This window comes from Amycolatopsis acidicola, assembly GCF_007713735.2.
Lineage (GTDB): Bacteria > Actinomycetota > Actinomycetes > Mycobacteriales > Pseudonocardiaceae > Amycolatopsis_E > Amycolatopsis_E acidicola.
In genome coordinates, this window is record NZ_VMNW02000001.1 from 1 (window position 1) to 15002 (window position 15002).

The following is a 15002-nucleotide window of genomic DNA, read 5'->3' on the forward strand; positions in this document are numbered from 1 at the left end:
AAGAGACAGGTCCCGGACCGCAAGGCCCCGGACCGCAGGGGCCCGGCGGCGAGCGGCCGATGCGCGGTGGCTACCGCCCGCCCCCCAGCCCGCCGAATCCCGAGGAGCGCGAGCCGGGTCTGCTGACCCACGACGCACTCGGCGCCGGTGCCGGCTACAGCGACGACTACGACGATTACGACGAGGACCAGACCAGGTTCAACGAGTTCGGTCCGGACGACGACGAGGCCGGCGCGGACGCGGACGGCAAGAAGAAGGGCAAGAAGGACAAGGCGGCACTGACGCCCAAACAACGCAAGAAACGCCGGTGGAAGATCGTCCGGCGCACCCTCTACGCGTTGTTCGGCTTCTTCGTGGTGCTGCCCGCGCTCGCCTTCACCATCGCCTACTTCTTCGTCGACGTGCCGACGCCCGACGAAGTGCTGGCCCAGCAGAGCCAGGTCGTGACGTACTACTACAGCGACAACACGGTGATGGGCAAGGAAGTCCCGGACACCGGGAACCGGCAGATCCTCAAGGCCGGGCAGATCCCGGACACCGTCAAGCACGCCGTGTACGCCGCCGAGGACGCCACCTTCGAGACCAACAACGGTTTCGACGTGATCGGCATCCTGCGCGCCGCCTACAACCAGGTCACCGGCGGCAGCGGCGGTGGTTCCACGATTTCGCAGCAGTACGTCAAGAAGGCCACCGAGAACGAAGCCCCGACGCTGACCCGTAAGGCGACGGAGCTGGTGAAGTCCTTCAAGATGAACCAGACACAGTCCAAAGAGGACATCATCACGGCGTACCTGAACATCGTCTACTTCGGACGGAACGCCTACGGCATCCAGGCCGCCGCGCACGCGTACTTCAACAAGGACGCCTCGCAGCTCTCGGCGTCGGAAGCCGCGTTGCTGGCCGGTCTGATCCAGGGCCCGAGCAAGTCGGAGAACACCGACTACACGTCGTGGCGCTGGAACTACGTGATGGACAACATGGTCAAGTACAACTGGCTGCCACAGGCCGAACGGCAGGCAGCCCAGTTCCCGACCCCGTTGCCCAAGGACCAGACCAAACCGCAGGCGATCACCGGACCCAACGCGTTCATCCAGGGTCAGGTCGAGGACGAACTGGACGCGGCGGGCTACTCCAAGGAGAAGCTGCAGGCCGGCGGCTACAACATCTACACGACCATCGATCCCAAGGCCCAGCAGATGGCCGCGGACGCGGTCAACAAGTACATGGCGGGCCAGCCGGCGGAGCTGAGAAAAGCGCTCGTGGCCGTCGATCCGAAAACGAGAGGCGTGCTCGCCTACTACGGCGGGCCGAACGACAAAACGGATGCCGCGGACTGGGCGAACACGACGAGAAACCCGGGTTCCTCCTTCAAGGCCTTCGACATCACAGCCCTGCTGAAGATGGGCAAGGGGCTGGGGGAGACCTACGACGGGACCTCACCGAGACAGTTCGGCTCCCGCACGGTGCGAAACGCGGGCGCGTCCAACAGTTGCAGCCAGCAGTGCACCGTCGCCGAGGCGACCATGAGATCCACGAACACCGTGTTCTTCGACATGGTGGCGAACACGACCGGCTGGCAGGCCGTGCGTGACGCCGCGTCGGAGGCCGGGGTGAAGAGCGTGGACAACCCGAAGGTCGCGCTGGACAACAACATCTCGCTCGGTGGTGGCACCACCGAGGTCACGCCGCTGGACATGGCCTCGGCGTACGCCACCTTCGCCGACGACGGGATCGGGATGGACCGGCACTTCGTCACGAAGGTGACGGACCCCGGCGGCAACGTGGTGTACCAGGCGCCGAGCAACCCGGCGCCGGCGTTCGCGGCGAACAACGCGGCCAAGAGCAAGCAGATCGCCGGGAACGTGACCGACGCGCTCAAGCCGGTGATCGACTTCTCGAAGCTCAAGTGCCCCTCCGGCCACGAATGTGCCGGCAAGACCGGTACGCAGCAGTACGTCGCGCCGGACGGCACCACGTCGGCGACCGGTAACTCGCAGGTGTGGATGGTCGGCTACACCCCGTCCATCTCGGTGTCGTCCTGGGTGGGTACCGGTGGCAACAACGAGCTGAAGGACAAGAGCGGAAAGGCGATCGGCAGTACCGGGCTCCCCGCGCAGATCTGGCAGGAGTTCATGAACAACTACCTGAAGGGCAAACCGAGCGAGAAGTTCTCGACGGTGGACCCGATCGGCAAGACGGCCACGGCGGGTACGGACGACGCGTCGTCGACGACCAAGACGACGACGCAGAACACCAACACCCAGCAGCCGACGACCCCGACGCAGCCGCCGAGCACGCCGCCGACGTCCGAGACGACGACGCCGAGCCGGAAGACCACGACGAGCACGCCGGGCGGGATCCTCTTCCCGACCGGTGACGGCCGCAACAACCTCGGCAACGGCGGGGGCGGCGGCGGCTGAGCCGGACGGCACACCTTCGGAACAGGCGGCGGGCGGCAAAGCCCGCCGCCTGTTTTGTCACCGGCGCACGATCATGGACACGACTCCGGCCGCCTTCAGCCGAAACCCACGTGACGGGCCGTAACATCGCGCGCGTGTCCAGCCCCACCGAGCAGGAGAACCCGGCCGAACCGGCGCCGGCGTCGCTGACGCCCGGCGAGCGGAGCGCGCCCAGTCGCGAAGAGCCACTGGTCGCCGCCGCGAGCAGACCGATCGGCGGGCCGCTCGGCGAACACGCGGCCGTGGGCAGGCACTGGTTCTGGACCCCGCAGCGGGTCGGGCTCGCGATGGCGGTGCTCGCGCTGATGCTGTGCTGGTTCGGCAAGGCCAGCTGCATCCAGCAGTACACCGACGACAGCGGGCAGAACCAGCTCGACTGGCGGGCGGGGCGGCCGTACGTCGCGATGTGCTACTCCGACATCGTGCCGCTCTACAGCGCGGAACGGCTCAACCAGGACGGCACCTTCCCGTACAAGACGAGCTGGGTGGACAACGCGGGCACGCCCAGCGCGCAGGTGCGCTACATGGAGTACCCGGTGCTCACCGGGTTGTTCCAGTGGGTCAACGCGAAACTCACCGCGGGCTGGACGGCGATCTCCAGCGCCGGCTGGTTGCCGGGCGCTCTGCCGGTCGCGATCTACTTCAACATCACCGCGTTCTGGCTCGCCGCCGCCTGGCTGGTGACGGTCTGGGCAGTGGGCCGGACGGCGAACCGCAGACCGTGGGACATGGCGCTGGCGGCGATCTCCCCGCTGGTGCTCGTGCACGCCTTCACCAACTTCGACACCCTCGCCACCGCGTTCGCCGCCACCGGACTGCTCGCGTGGGCGCGGCGAAAACCCGTGCTCGCGGGCGTGCTGCTCGGGCTCGGCGCGGCGACGAAGCTGTACCCGCTGTTCTTCCTCGGCCCGCTGCTGATCCTGTGCGTGCGGGCGGGCAAGTTCCGGGAGTGGGCGAAGACGGCCGGCACCACCGTCGTGGTCTGGCTGGCGGTGAACCTGCCGATCGCGCTCAGCCTGAACGCGGGGTGGCGCGAGTTCTTCCGGCTCAACGCGCAACGCGGGATGGACCCGGACTCGCTGTACAACGTGATCTCGTACTTCACCGGCTGGGCCGGGTTCGACGGACCGCTGCAGCCAGGGCAGACGCCGACGTGGCTCAACGCGGTGAGCGGCGTGCTGTTCCTGTTGTGCTGCGCGGGAATCGCGTACGTCGGGCTGACCGCCCCGCGGCGGCCCCGGCTGGCGCAGCTGTGCTTCCTCGTGGTCGCCGCGTTCCTGGTGACGAACAAGGTGTGGAGCCCGCAGTACTCGCTGTGGCTCGTGCCGTTGGCCGTGCTGGCGATCCCGCGCTGGCGGCTGCTGCTGGGCTGGATGCTCGTCGACGCGCTGGTGTGGGTGCCGCGGATGTTCTACTACCTCGGCACCGACCACAAGGGACTGCCGGAGGACTGGTTCCTCGGCTTCGTCGTCGTGCGCGACCTGGCGGTGGTCGGCCTGTGCGCGCTGGTGGTCCGCGAGATCTACCGGCCGGACAAGGACAAGGTGCGCTTCGACGGGGTGGACGACCCCGCGGGCGGGGTGCTCGACCGCGCCCGCGACGTGTTCGTGATCAAGCCGCGCCGAACCAGGCAGCCAGTGCCCCAGTGACCGGTTTGCCGGGCGCGGCCCAGCAGACGTAGCCGTCGGGGCGCACCAGGATCGCTTCCGCGCCGGGCAGTTCGGCCATCCGCACGGTTTCGACGCGGCCTGCCCACGGCCGCGCCTCGGCGAGGATCTCGTCGTCGGTGCTGAGCAGGACTCCGTGCCCGTCGCGGAAGATCCCGGCGGGCAGGTCGAGGTCGGGCAACCGGGAGCCGACCAGTTCGTGCTCGTCGCCGAGCTCGTACCGGATGTCCAGGCCGGACACCATCCCGGCGATCTCGCGCTCCCCGTCCGGCGTGTGCAGCAGCCGGTCGAAGATGCCGCGCAGCGCACGGGCTTCCGGGTCGGGGCTCATCAGCACGGCCTGCGCCCTGGTGTTGGCGATGACCCCCGCGCCGACCGGATGCCGTTCGGCGTGATAAGTGTCCAAAAAGGACTCGGGCTGGCTGCCGGCGACCACGAGGGCGAGTTTCCACCCGAGGTTCATCGAGTCCTGCACGCTGAGGTTGAGCCCCTGACCGCCGGCGGGCAGGTGGATGTGCGCGGCGTCGCCCGCCAGCAGCACGCGGCCGACGCGATAGTGCTCGGCCTGCCGCGATGCGTCGCTGTAGCGCGAGGCCCAGCGGACCTCGCCGACCCGGATCTCGTCACCGTAGAACCGGCGAACGATCCGCGCGGGTTCGTCCGCGGGCACCGGTGCGCGCTGATCTTCGATCTCCAACGCGGGATCCGCGTACACGAGCCGGTAAAGGCCCGGCTCGGAAAGTGGGATGAAGTGGGCGAACGCGCCGTCCTCCCGTTCCCGGCCGAGGTTGAGCATCGAGTTCCAGACCTTCGGCACGTCGGCGGACTCCCCGGCGAGCACGACGTCGGCGACCGTGCCGAAGTTCCGCGCGTCCACCCCGGGGAAGCCAACGCCCAGCCGTTTCCGCACCACGCTGCGGCCGCCGTCGCAGCCGACGAGGTAGCGCGCCCGCAGCGGAACGTCCGAACCCGCGACCGTGACCTCGACCCCGCGCTCGTCCTGGGTCAAGTCGACGAGCTCCACACCGCGGCGCACGGTGACGCCGAGTTCGCCGAGCCTTTCTTCCAGCACCGCCTCGACCCTGCCCTGCGGAATGCCGACCTGGAACGGGAAACGAGTGTCCAGGACGCCGTAGTCGAAGACGAGCTTGGCGAAATGCCCCTGGGAAACGCGGCCGAGCGACCGGCCTTCGGCCTCGTCGAGCAGCCCGCGCAACTGGAGTACTTCGGCTGTCCGGGGCTGGAGGTTGAGCGCCTTGCTCTGCCCGCTGCGCTCGGCCAGCTTGTCGATGACCAGCACGTCCGTCCCGGCCAGTGCGAGTTCACAGGCCAGCATCAACCCGGCGGGCCCACTGCCGGCCACGATCACGTCCGCGTCCATCGCCCTCTCCTTAACGAGATTAAATTTAATGACGTTAAGGATGCCTCTAACGATGTTAAGGTGTCAAGCATGGGGTTGAGCAGGCAGGACATCGCCCGCGCCGGGCTGAAGCTGCTGAACGACGTCGGCCTCAACGGGCTGACCCTGCGGCTGATCGCCGAGGAGCTCGGGGTGAAGGCGCCCGCGCTGTACTGGCACATGAAGAACAAGCAGGAACTGCTCGACGAGATGGCCACGCAGATGGTCCGCGACGCCGCTTCGCCCGAACAGCCGCAGACGGGAGACTGGGCGGAATCGCTTACGCGGAACGCGAAACAGGCGCGCGCGATGATGCTGCGCTACCGCGACGGCGCGAAGGTCTTCTCAGGTACGTACTACACCGACGAAACCCTGCCCCACGAAGGCGGGCTGCGGCAGCTGACCGACGCAGGCTTCCCGGCCGCGCGCGCGCAACGCGTGCTCATGACCGTGTACAGCTACGTCGTCGGGTTCACCATCGAAGAGCAGGCTGTGTACCCGGTACCGGGTGAACGCGACGAGCGCTACGCGGACACCGGCGTGCTCTCCGGCAATGTCGACGAGGCGTTCGCCGCCGGGCTGGAACTCGTCCTCGCCGGAGCGCGAACTTGGCTCAGCTGAGCGCTTTTCGCAGGTAGGCGATGTCGGCGGACTGACCGGCGGCCGGGGTCTCCACGAGCACCGGCGCGTCCGCCGCCCGCGCCACTTCGACGAGCTGGTCGGCCTCGATCGTGCCGTCGCCCTCGACCACGTTGGCGTGCCGGTCCCTCGTCGAGCCGAACTCGTCGCGCGAGTTGTTCAGGTGCACCAGATCGATCCGGCCGGTGATCGCCTTGACCTTCGCCACCACGTCGCCCAGGTCCCAGCCCGCGGCGTACGCGTGGCAGGTGTCCAGGCAGAACCCGGCGCCGAACTCGCCGACCTCGTCCCACAGCCTGGCCAGCATGTCCAGGTGGCGGGCCATCGCGCCGTCCCCACCCGCGGTGTTCTCGATCAGCACCGGGACCGCGAACCCGCCCTCGGCGGCCTGCCGCTCGAACAGCTTGCGCCAGTTCGTCAGGCCCTCCTGGGGATCGTCCTCCTTGCGCACGTGACCGCCGTGCACGATCAGCCCGCGCGCGCCGATCTCGCCCGCCGCGGTCGCGTGCTGGATGACCAGTTTGCGCGAGGGGATGCGGATCCGGTTGTTCAGCGAAGCCACGTTCACGACGTAGGGCGAGTGGATGAACACGCCCAGCCCGGACTCCGCCACTTCGGCCGCTGTCACCGGTGGCACCGGCTTCTTCCAGCCCTGCGGGTCACCGAGGAAGAACTGCACCACGTCGGCGTTGCGCTCGCGGCCGCCGGCCAGCGGATCCTCGTCGTGGATGTGTGCACCGATCTGCATGCGGCCACGCTACAACCGGGCGAGCACTCCGGCGCTCACGGAGATGAAGTAGGTTGAACGCGTTCCGTGAACCAGCGTGGATCGGCGACGCCAGGGGGAAGCGAAGCATGGGGAAGACCACGGTCAGGATCGGCGCGCTCGGGTTTCTGCTCATGGCCTCGGCCGCGGTGACACTGCCCGGCGTCGCCTCGGCGGACACGGCGGCGCCGGTGGTCGACGGCAACTGCACGGCCACTTTCCAGGACGATTCCGGTAAACCGCTGACCGTGGACGCCGGCGCCCTGCTCAACAGCCCGAAGGCGCTCACCGTCGGCACCGGCACGCAGGCCGACGGCCTGGTGAAGATCCCGGCCGCGGACGCGGTGAAGACGCTCGGGATCGGCGGTATCCCGCTCGTCGGCGACCTGACGGCGAAGGTCGTCTGCCCTGCCGCGCAGGACACGGCGAACACGCTGGGCGCCACCACGCAGAGCCTGCTGTCCGGTGAGCCGAAGGACGTGCCGCATCCGAGCGCACCCGCGCCGGCGCCGACACAGCCAGCGCCGCCGTCCACTCCACCCGCCACCACGCCGCAGCAGCCCACCACAAACGAGAACCTGACCGGCGGCGGCTTCCAGTTCGCGAACTACCCGCTGACCATGACCTCGCCGTGGGCAGGCCTCGACCTCGCCGCGCTGGCGGGGCAGAACCCGATCAGCGCGCTCGCCCCGGGAATGGTCCCACCGACTGGGACGGCACCGGCCCCACTGGCGCAGGATTCGGGGACCGCACAGGCCATGCCCGCCGACTCCGCCGGGCCCGCGAAACTGCCGTTGTTGCTGGCCGCGGTGGCTCTCGCACTGGTGGTGGCCGGTCTCGCTCACACCTGGTTACGGCGTAAGATCACCTGATTTTCCGCTCTGCGTGCGTCACACCTCTCGGTTACCGTCGTTATCTCAGTGAGTGACGCACTGGAGGTCCCGTCGCATGCAGGATCGAACTCGCAAGGCAGCCGCGGTCGGCGCGACCGCATTCATCCTGGCCGGGTCGGCCGTTTTGGCCACTTCGGGCACGGCTTCGGCAGCCACGCCGGCGTCGACATCGACGGTTTCGGCGAAATGCGGGGACACGGTCACGGTTCACCCCGGTGACGTGCTCAGCACCCCGCTCGGGTTGAAGACGGTTACGGACGGTCTCACCTCCATCGTGGGCGGACTGCTCACCGGGCTCTGCCAGATCACCGTCAACGTCGTGGACACCGTCGTCGCTCCGGTGCCCGTGGTCGGCGCCCCGGTCGCGGGCGCGGTGGACAACGCGGTGAAAGGCACGACCAACGGAGTCACGGGTGCGGTCCAGCAGGCCACCGGCTCCGGCGGGAACAAGCAGCAGCCCGCCCCGCAGAACCCGCCGAGCAACGGCGGTTCACCGCAGACCGGTCCCTCCGGCGGGAACGGCAACGCGGGCACTCCGGCGACCATCCCCGGCTCCACGAGCCCGGTGCTGGGCGGCGACCCGTCCACCTTCGCCCTGCTGCCCTTCGGTTCCTCCGGTTACGCACCGATGCGGGACTACAGCGACATCCCCTACGCGCTGGCCGGACTGTGGGCTCCGTCACCCGGCGTCCGCTACGGCGGGCAGATTCCCGGCTACGCGCCGGAAGTCGGCGCGCTCGGCGACAGCGGGAGCAAGGGCAACAGTTCGGTGCAGAACGCAGGTCAGGCGGAAGCTTTGCCCGGCACGGCCGGCGGCGCGCCCGGGCCGCTCGGGCTGCCGATGCTGATCGCGGTGCTCAGCCTCTCCGGCGTCAGCGCGGCTTTGGTACGCACGTGGGTTCTCCGCGGAGCTACCCGCTAGTATCCTCGGCGCTTGCTTTTCGTTGTCTCTTTCGGATGACGACGACGCCTGCGACCACTGGAGGACAGTGCCCGTGCGGATGCCAACGCGGTCCGACCTGACCAGGAAGACCCGCAAGGTGGTCATCGCATCGGCACTGGCCGCGATGTTCACCGGCGGGCTGTTCACCGGTTCCGCCTCCGCGAGCACGGTGCTTTCCCAGGGCTGCACCGGCACGGTCGTCGGCAACATGGGCGACACGGTCGCGGTGCAGGGCAAGGACGTCGCCGGGCTGGTCAAGGCGGGCGCGCAGGAGCAGAACGTCTTCCTCGGCGGCGTGGACCCGGACAAGCTCGCCAACGAGATCACCGCCAAGGGTGCGCTGACCGTCGGCTCGATTCCCAACGCCGCCAACGGAACCGTCACCGGTGAGAACGTCGCCGCCGCGGTGAACGACGCGCTCAAGGGCGCCGACGGCCTCGGCTGGTGGGGTCCCGACCAGCAGCAGAAGACGCTGGACTCGATCAAGAACAAGGTCACCGGAAGCTGCGGGCTGACCACGTACGCCAGCAACTTCACGACGACCACCGGGCTGCCCAGCGCGGGCACCGGCGGTACCGCCCCGGCCACCGTGCCCAACACGGGTTCCGCCGGCTCGGTCGCCGGCACCGGCTCCGCCACCGCGCCGCCGCGCGACTACGGCAACATCCCCGCCGCGGTCCCCGGGATCGCCCTTTCGCCCGGCGACCGCTACCCCTCCAGCGCCCCGATGTCCGGCGCCGCCACCCCCGAGATCGGCGTGCTGCCCGGCAACTCGGCTGGCCAGACCGACGTGCGGAACGCGGGCAACGCCAACGCGCTCGCCGACGATTCCTCCGCGCAGACCGTGCAGCTGCCGATGCTGCTGGCCGTGGTCGCACTGGCCGGCGTGAGCGCCGCGCTGGTCCGGACGTGGGTGCTGCGCAAGGTGTCGTAGCGGCCAGCTACCCTGGTACCTCGACAAACCCTCCTGCCACGGACAGTCCGTGGCCGCGAGCCCACAGGAGGTGAGTGGTTGTGTCACGCCATTACGAGGTAATGGTCATCCTCGATCCGACTCTCGACGAGCGCACCGTCGCCCCGACGCTGGACACGTTCCTCAACGTGATCCGCACGTCCGGCGGCAGCGTGGAGAAGGTCGACGTGTGGGGCAGGCGGCGCCTGGCCTACGAGATCAAGAAGCACGCGGAGGGCATCTACGCCCTGCTGGACCTGAACTCCGAGCCCGACGCGGTCAAGGAGCTCGACCGGCAGCTTTCGCTGCAGGAGAACGTGCTCCGCACCAAGGTCGTCCGCAAGGTCGCCCCGCGCAAGGCCGCCAAGGTCGCGGCGAAGGCCTGAGGCGGCGGACATGGCCGGAGACACCGTCATCACAGTGGTCGGCAACCTGACCGCCGACCCCGAGTTGCGCTTCACCCCGTCCGGTGCGGCGGTCGCGAACTTCACCGTCGCGTCCACCCCGCGCACCTTCGACCGCCAGTCCGGCGAGTGGAAGGACGGCGAGGCGCTGTTCCTGCGCTGCAACATCTGGCGCCAGGCCGCGGAAAACGTGGCCGAGAGCCTGACCCGCGGGGCGCGGGTCGTGGTTCAGGGCCGGCTCAAGCAGCGCTCGTTCGAGACCAAGGAAGGCGAGAAGCGGACCGTCGTCGAACTCGAGGTCGACGAGATCGGTCCGTCGCTGCGCTACGCCACCGCCAAGGTCAACAAGGTCAGCCGCGGCTCGGGTCCCTCGGGTGGCGGCGGCTACAGCGGAGGCAGTGGCGGCGGCGCGCCCGCGGACGACCCCTGGGGCTCGGCCCCGCCCGCCGGAGGCGGCGGTGGGGGCGGTTTCGCGGACGAGCCCCCTTTCTAACCAACCACTCTTTTTCGGATTACCAGGAGCATTACCGTGGCCAAGCCACCCATTCGCAAGCCAAAGAAGAAGGTCTGTGTGTTCTGCAAGGCGGAGCAGAAGGGCCGCCCGGAATTCATCGACTACAAGGACACGAACCTGCTGCGGAAGTACATCTCCGACCGCGGCAAGATCCGTGCCCGGCGCGTGACCGGCAACTGCAGCCAGCACCAGCGTGACATCGCCATCGCGGTCAAGAACTCCCGCGAGATGGCACTGCTGCCCTACACGTCCACCGCGCGCTAAAGGGAGGCATGTCGCAATGGCGAAGATCATTCTGACCACCGACGTCGCCAACCTCGGTGGCCCCGGCGACATCGTCGAGGTCAAGGACGGCTACGCGCGCAACTACCTGCTCCCGCGGGGCTACGCGATCGTGGCCACCAAGGGCGCGGAGAAGAACGTGCAGACCATCCGGCGTACCCAGGAGGCCCGGCGCATCCGGGACCTGGACCACGCCAAGGAGGTCAAGAACCAGCTGGAGCAGCTCGGCACCGTCGAACTGGTCGCGAAGGCGGCCGAGGGTTCGAAGAAGCTGTTCGGCTCCATCACCACGGGCGACATCGTCGCGGCCATCAAGGCCGCCGGCGGCCCGCTGCTGGACAAGCGCATCATCGAGACCGGCGGGCACATCAAGACCGTCGGCAAGCACCAGGTCAGCGCCAAGCTGCACCCCACCGTCGAGGCGGGCGTGCGGCTGGAGATCAAGGCCGGTCAGTAGGCCCTGAGCCGCAGCGAAGGCCCCTTCCCGATCAGGGAGGGGGCCTTCGTGTTTTCCCGTACGGGAACCGTACTCGCTGCGATAACATCCAAGCTGCTGATCTCGCCGCGGATGGGGATGCGGGCATAGCGAAAAGGGGAGCTCGGGATGACGCAGCCGGCGCAGTCCGCCTCGGCACCTGTCGACACGCTGACCTCGGTACCGCCGCCGGCGCCCATCCAGGTCGGCAACAACGGCGGTTCCGGGGGCTACAAGTTCGATCCGGACCAGGTGCAGGGCGTCATCAACAAGTGGCAGGCCCTCCTGGATGACGTGAACAACGACATCGCGTACGCCAAGAACATCGCCGGGGTCAAGCCACCCGGCCAGGAGTTCGCGAGCGGCGATTTCGTCGAGCAGGGCGCGAATCCGTCCGGGCAAACACTTTTGACGCAGCACGAGCGCATGCGCACCTACATCCAGAACTACATTCAGGCGCTGCAAAAAGCGAGCGGTCAGGTGGCACAGTCCGAGGACGACGCGCGCGCGGCCGCGCAGAAGCAGGGGCAGGAAATCACATGAGCAAGATCCGGGCCGTCCGACTCGGAGCCGCTGTCCTGGCCGTGGCCGGCGCACTGTCCGCCTGTTCCTCCGGGAACAGCGGTTCGCCTTCGCCGGTGGGCAATTCCAGCTCGTCGGCCGCGGCAGGCAGCAGTAGCGCCGCCCAGCTCGCACCGTCGGTGCCCTCGCCGTTGCCGGTGGACAGCCTGACCGCCAACCCGTGCACGGCACTGTCCGCCGACCAGGTCACGCAGCAGGGGCTGACCGGAGCAGGTGAGCAGGGCTCGAGCCAAACGGGCCCCGACTGCAAGTGGAAGTCCTCGACCTCGCAGCTCAACGTCGTCTACATTTCGCCGATCACCGGCAACAAGAACGGCTTGAGCGACACCTACGCGCTCAAGAGCAAGTTCGCCTACTTCGAGCCGACCACGGTGAGCGGCTATCCCGCCGTCTACGCCGAGGCGGACGACTCCCGCTCGATCGGCGACTGCTCGTTGTGGGTCGGCGTGACCGACCAGCTCGCGGTCTCGGTGTCCGCCCAGATCGGCAGCGGGCCGAACAAGTCGAACCCGTGCCCGGTCACGGCGCGCGTCGCGGGCGCGATGATCACTCACCTGCAGGGCCAGTAAGAGGGGGTTGGGTTCTCATGGGGAACGGCGCACTCACCGGCGCGGAGGTCGGCACGGTGATCATGCCCGGCGCGGGCACCTTGATCGGCGCCGGGATCGGCGGGCTGGTCGACATCTTCTCGGGGCCCGAAGCCCAGCAGCAGCAGGCCAACGTCGGCGGCCGCACGATCGACGCGCGCCAGATCTGGGAGCAGATCCACGGCGGCAACTCCGACTCGCTGCGCGAGGGCGCGGGTGCCGCGGGCACCCTGCAGGGCGTCCACGAGGCGCGGGCGAAGCAGATCGACGACATCAACAAGGCGATGGACGCGGCCTGGCAGGGTGACTCCTCGCAGCAGGTGCAGGCCGGCGCGCATCCGCTCGGCACCTGGCTGAACGACTCTGCGCAGAACCTCACCAAAAGCCGCAGCTACCTGACCAACCAGGGCGACGCGTTCGACAACGCGCACGCGAAGGTCGAGGAGATCGCCGCGACGCCGCCGCACGCCGGGTTCATGGACCACATCAACCCGTTCAGCGACAAAGACGACGAGATCAACAAGTACAACGAGCAGGGCCAGACGAACGTCCAGGCGTTCAACGCCTACTACCAGGCCAGCGCGCAGAACGCGGCCGGGATGCCGCAGTACAAGGAGTGGCAGGGCAACACGTTCTCCGACGGCGGGGACAAGAACGGGAACGACGGCAACACCGGGAACACGGGAAACACCGGTAATACCGGCAACACCGGGAACACGGGCGGCTTCCAGCCGAGCACCACCGGAAACGTGCCCAGCACCGGGAACATCCCCAGCCACAGCACCAACATCCCCGGCACCGGCAAGAGCGACGTGCCCAGCTACAACACGCCGAGCACGAACATCCCGAGCTACAACACGCCCGGCACCAGCACTCCGAGCTACAACGACGGCACCACGGCGGCCGGGTACACCCCGAGCACGTCGGGAAGCGACTTCGGCACCGGCGGGTTCGGCCCGACCGGTTCCGGCTACGGCAGTGGCGCCGGAGCGGGCGGCGGCTCGGGTTCCGGCGGCGGCTACGGCGTCGGTGGCGCGGGAGCACTGGGCGGTTTCGGCCCGGCGGGCTCGGGCAGCGCGCTCGGCGGTGGCTCCAGCACAGGCAGTGCGGCCGGTGGCGCGGCGAGCGGCGCCGCGGGCGCCGGCCGTGGCGGCGTCGGCGCGGGTTCGGCGGGCGCGGCCGGCCGCAGCGGGCTGTCGGGTATGGGCGGCCACGGCGGTAAGGGCCAGGGCGGCGACGACGAAGAGCACCAGACCAAGTACCTGGTCGGCGACGACCCGAACGAGCTGTTCGGCACCGACGAGCTCACCGCGCCGCCGGTGATCGGTGAGTGACGTGACCGCTCCGATCAAACTCGCCACCCCGATCGTGCTCAACCTGATCCGGCGCCGCGGCGGCGAGCCGCACGCGGTGCTGTCGAGCACGCCTGTCTGGTACGAGGAAGGCGCCCAGCGCAAGCTCGACCAGGAAGTCAACAACCTGCTGACCCAGCACGGGCTGATGGGCCCGCGCGGGATGGACCGCGGGCTGCTGGGCCTCGTCGAGTCGATTTCCCGGCCGCAGCTGGAGTACTACGGCTGGTTCGAGGGACAGTTCCCCGGTGCGCCGTCGAACTTCGCGGTGCTGGCGGGCAGTGGCAGCGGGGGCGCGTTCGTTCTCGTGCGCAACCTCGGCGACGAGTCGGTGGTGCTGGCGTCCGAACGTCCCGAAGAGCTGCTGATCGGCTTCGTGAACCAGATCCCGCACGCCAGGCCCGGGGCCGGACAGCCGCTGGTCGCCACGAAATCGGAGTTCGAGAGCGGCCGCGACGCGCGCCCGGATGGCGACTTCCCGGTGATGCAGTCCGGCCGGGAGGCGCGGCCCCCGGAGCCGGCGAAGGAAATGCGACGGCTCATGCAGCTGCCGCGCACCGGCGCCGGCAGCCTGTATGTCGCGGCACGGAACCGCAGCGGGAGCCGCCGCCGCAGTGAACGTCCGCTGAACTTCGTCGATACGGCCGAAGGCCGCTGGCTGATGGAAGAACGACCAGGTCGGGGCGATCCGCTCGTGGTGTTCACCCCGGCGACCCCGCAGGTGCTGGGCGAGCGGTTACGCAACGCACAGGGCGCGCTCGGCTGAGCTAGCGCCGTTCCACCCACTCAGCCTAACGAGTGGTCTGTCTACGTTCCGTAGCACCTATCCACAGGACAGGTGTGCCAGGGGCGCTTTCCGCCATCCACGACACGCCGAACAGACGAACCGCCACGACACGCCGACGAGTTTTCACCAATGTTTTCCACAACTTACACACAGGGTTTGAGCTGCAGGTTTGCCGAACCCCACAGTGTTTGTCCCCAAGTTGTACACAGCTTGAGCCGAGGGTGTGGTTCGTTCGGCCAACCCTTCCACAAGTTATCCACAAGGTGTCCCCAGACGATCAACAGGCGGGTTTGCCTTGCTC

At 68.7% G+C, this 15002-nt stretch carries 16 protein-coding genes; 14 read left to right on the forward strand and 2 right to left on the reverse strand.

What is annotated here, in order from left to right; translation table 11 throughout:
• Both FPZ12_RS00005 and FPZ12_RS00010 read left to right on the forward strand, forming a co-directional pair.
• On the forward strand, positions 1-2420 hold a 2420-nt coding region (locus FPZ12_RS00005), incomplete at its 5' end, for a transglycosylase domain-containing protein (protein ID WP_341771176.1).
• Between the two features lie 134 nt (positions 2421-2554).
• A complete protein-coding gene (locus FPZ12_RS00010; protein WP_144745277.1) occupies positions 2555-4108 on the forward strand; it encodes a glycosyltransferase family 87 protein in 1554 nt (517 codons plus the stop codon).
• Here FPZ12_RS00010 and FPZ12_RS00015 read toward each other — a convergent pair.
• Positions 4071-5507 (reverse strand): FAD-dependent monooxygenase, encoded by a 1437-nt coding sequence (locus tag FPZ12_RS00015; RefSeq protein WP_144745278.1) that lies wholly within the window; start codon positions 5505-5507, stop codon positions 4071-4073. The genes FPZ12_RS00010 and FPZ12_RS00015 overlap by 38 nt on opposite strands.
• Positions 5508-5576: 69 nt before the next feature.
• On the opposite strand from FPZ12_RS00015, the gene FPZ12_RS00020 reads away from it, so the two are divergent.
• Positions 5577-6146 carry a TetR/AcrR family transcriptional regulator C-terminal domain-containing protein gene (locus FPZ12_RS00020; RefSeq protein WP_144745279.1) on the forward strand — a complete coding sequence of 190 codons (570 nt, stop codon included), beginning with the start codon at positions 5577-5579 and terminating at the stop codon, positions 6144-6146.
• Here FPZ12_RS00020 and FPZ12_RS00025 read toward each other — a convergent pair.
• The gene (locus FPZ12_RS00025) at positions 6139-6912 is read right to left on the reverse strand and encodes a deoxyribonuclease IV (RefSeq protein ID WP_144745280.1); all 774 of its coding nucleotides are present in this window, start codon (positions 6910-6912) and stop codon (positions 6139-6141) included. The genes FPZ12_RS00020 and FPZ12_RS00025 overlap by 8 nt on opposite strands.
• A gap of 107 nt (positions 6913-7019) precedes the next feature.
• On the opposite strand from FPZ12_RS00025, the gene FPZ12_RS00030 reads away from it, so the two are divergent.
• The 11 genes from FPZ12_RS00030 (at position 7020) to FPZ12_RS00080 (ending at position 14680) form a co-directional block, all read left to right on the forward strand.
• Positions 7020-7802, forward strand: a complete 783-nt coding sequence (locus FPZ12_RS00030) for a hypothetical protein (protein WP_144745281.1) — start codon at positions 7020-7022, stop codon at positions 7800-7802.
• A gap of 76 nt (positions 7803-7878) precedes the next feature.
• Positions 7879-8745, forward strand: coding sequence for a hypothetical protein (locus tag FPZ12_RS00035; RefSeq protein WP_144745282.1), 867 nt, complete (start codon positions 7879-7881; stop codon positions 8743-8745).
• A 79-nt stretch (positions 8746-8824) separates the two neighbouring features.
• On the forward strand, positions 8825-9700 hold the full coding sequence (locus tag FPZ12_RS00040) for a hypothetical protein (protein WP_144745283.1): 876 nt from the start codon (positions 8825-8827) through the stop codon (positions 9698-9700).
• Between the two features lie 80 nt (positions 9701-9780).
• Complete coding sequence (rpsF, locus tag FPZ12_RS00045; RefSeq protein WP_144745457.1) at positions 9781-10104, forward strand: 30S ribosomal protein S6; 324 nt, start codon at positions 9781-9783, stop codon at positions 10102-10104.
• A 10-nt stretch (positions 10105-10114) separates the two neighbouring features.
• Positions 10115-10615, forward strand: a complete 501-nt coding sequence (locus tag FPZ12_RS00050) for a single-stranded DNA-binding protein (protein WP_144745285.1) — start codon at positions 10115-10117, stop codon at positions 10613-10615.
• A 36-nt stretch (positions 10616-10651) separates the two neighbouring features.
• A complete protein-coding gene (gene rpsR, locus FPZ12_RS00055; protein ID WP_144745287.1) occupies positions 10652-10900 on the forward strand; it encodes a 30S ribosomal protein S18 in 249 nt (82 codons plus the stop codon).
• Positions 10901-10916: 16 nt separating this feature from the next.
• Entirely contained in the window at positions 10917-11375 is a 459-nt protein-coding gene (gene rplI / locus FPZ12_RS00060; protein ID WP_144745288.1) for a 50S ribosomal protein L9, read from the forward strand.
• Between the two features lie 147 nt (positions 11376-11522).
• Positions 11523-11936, forward strand: a complete 414-nt coding sequence (locus tag FPZ12_RS00065; protein WP_144745290.1) for a hypothetical protein — start codon at positions 11523-11525, stop codon at positions 11934-11936.
• Positions 11933-12544: a DUF3558 domain-containing protein gene (locus FPZ12_RS00070; protein ID WP_144745291.1), complete on the forward strand. Its 612-nt coding sequence runs from the start codon at positions 11933-11935 to the stop codon at positions 12542-12544. Before FPZ12_RS00065 ends, FPZ12_RS00070 begins: the two co-directional genes overlap by 4 nt.
• A gap of 17 nt (positions 12545-12561) precedes the next feature.
• Positions 12562-13896: a PPE domain-containing protein gene (locus FPZ12_RS00075; protein ID WP_144745293.1), complete on the forward strand. Its 1335-nt coding sequence runs from the start codon at positions 12562-12564 to the stop codon at positions 13894-13896.
• 1 nt (position 13897) lies between these two features.
• Positions 13898-14680: an ESX secretion-associated protein EspG gene (locus FPZ12_RS00080; protein WP_144745295.1), complete on the forward strand. Its 783-nt coding sequence runs from the start codon at positions 13898-13900 to the stop codon at positions 14678-14680.
• Positions 14681-15002: the final 322 nt, after the last annotated feature.

Coding starts and splice junctions, on each gene's coding strand:
- FPZ12_RS00025 (WP_144745280.1), bottom strand. CDS start 6,912: ATGCAGATCGGTGCACACATCCACGACGAGGATCCGCTGGCCGGCGGC.
- FPZ12_RS00020 (WP_144745279.1), top strand. CDS start 5,577: ATGGGGTTGAGCAGGCAGGACATCGCCCGCGCCGGGCTGAAGCTGCTG.
- FPZ12_RS00065 (WP_144745290.1), top strand. CDS start 11,523: ATGACGCAGCCGGCGCAGTCCGCCTCGGCACCTGTCGACACGCTGACC.
- FPZ12_RS00070 (WP_144745291.1), top strand. CDS start 11,933: ATGAGCAAGATCCGGGCCGTCCGACTCGGAGCCGCTGTCCTGGCCGTG.
- FPZ12_RS00075 (WP_144745293.1), top strand. CDS start 12,562: ATGGGGAACGGCGCACTCACCGGCGCGGAGGTCGGCACGGTGATCATG.
- FPZ12_RS00035 (WP_144745282.1), top strand. CDS start 7,879: ATGCAGGATCGAACTCGCAAGGCAGCCGCGGTCGGCGCGACCGCATTC.
- FPZ12_RS00015 (WP_144745278.1), bottom strand. CDS start 5,507: ATGGACGCGGACGTGATCGTGGCCGGCAGTGGGCCCGCCGGGTTGATG.
- rplI (WP_144745288.1), top strand. CDS start 10,917: ATGGCGAAGATCATTCTGACCACCGACGTCGCCAACCTCGGTGGCCCC.
- FPZ12_RS00030 (WP_144745281.1), top strand. CDS start 7,020: ATGGGGAAGACCACGGTCAGGATCGGCGCGCTCGGGTTTCTGCTCATG.
- FPZ12_RS00050 (WP_144745285.1), top strand. CDS start 10,115: ATGGCCGGAGACACCGTCATCACAGTGGTCGGCAACCTGACCGCCGAC.
- FPZ12_RS00040 (WP_144745283.1), top strand. CDS start 8,825: ATGCCAACGCGGTCCGACCTGACCAGGAAGACCCGCAAGGTGGTCATC.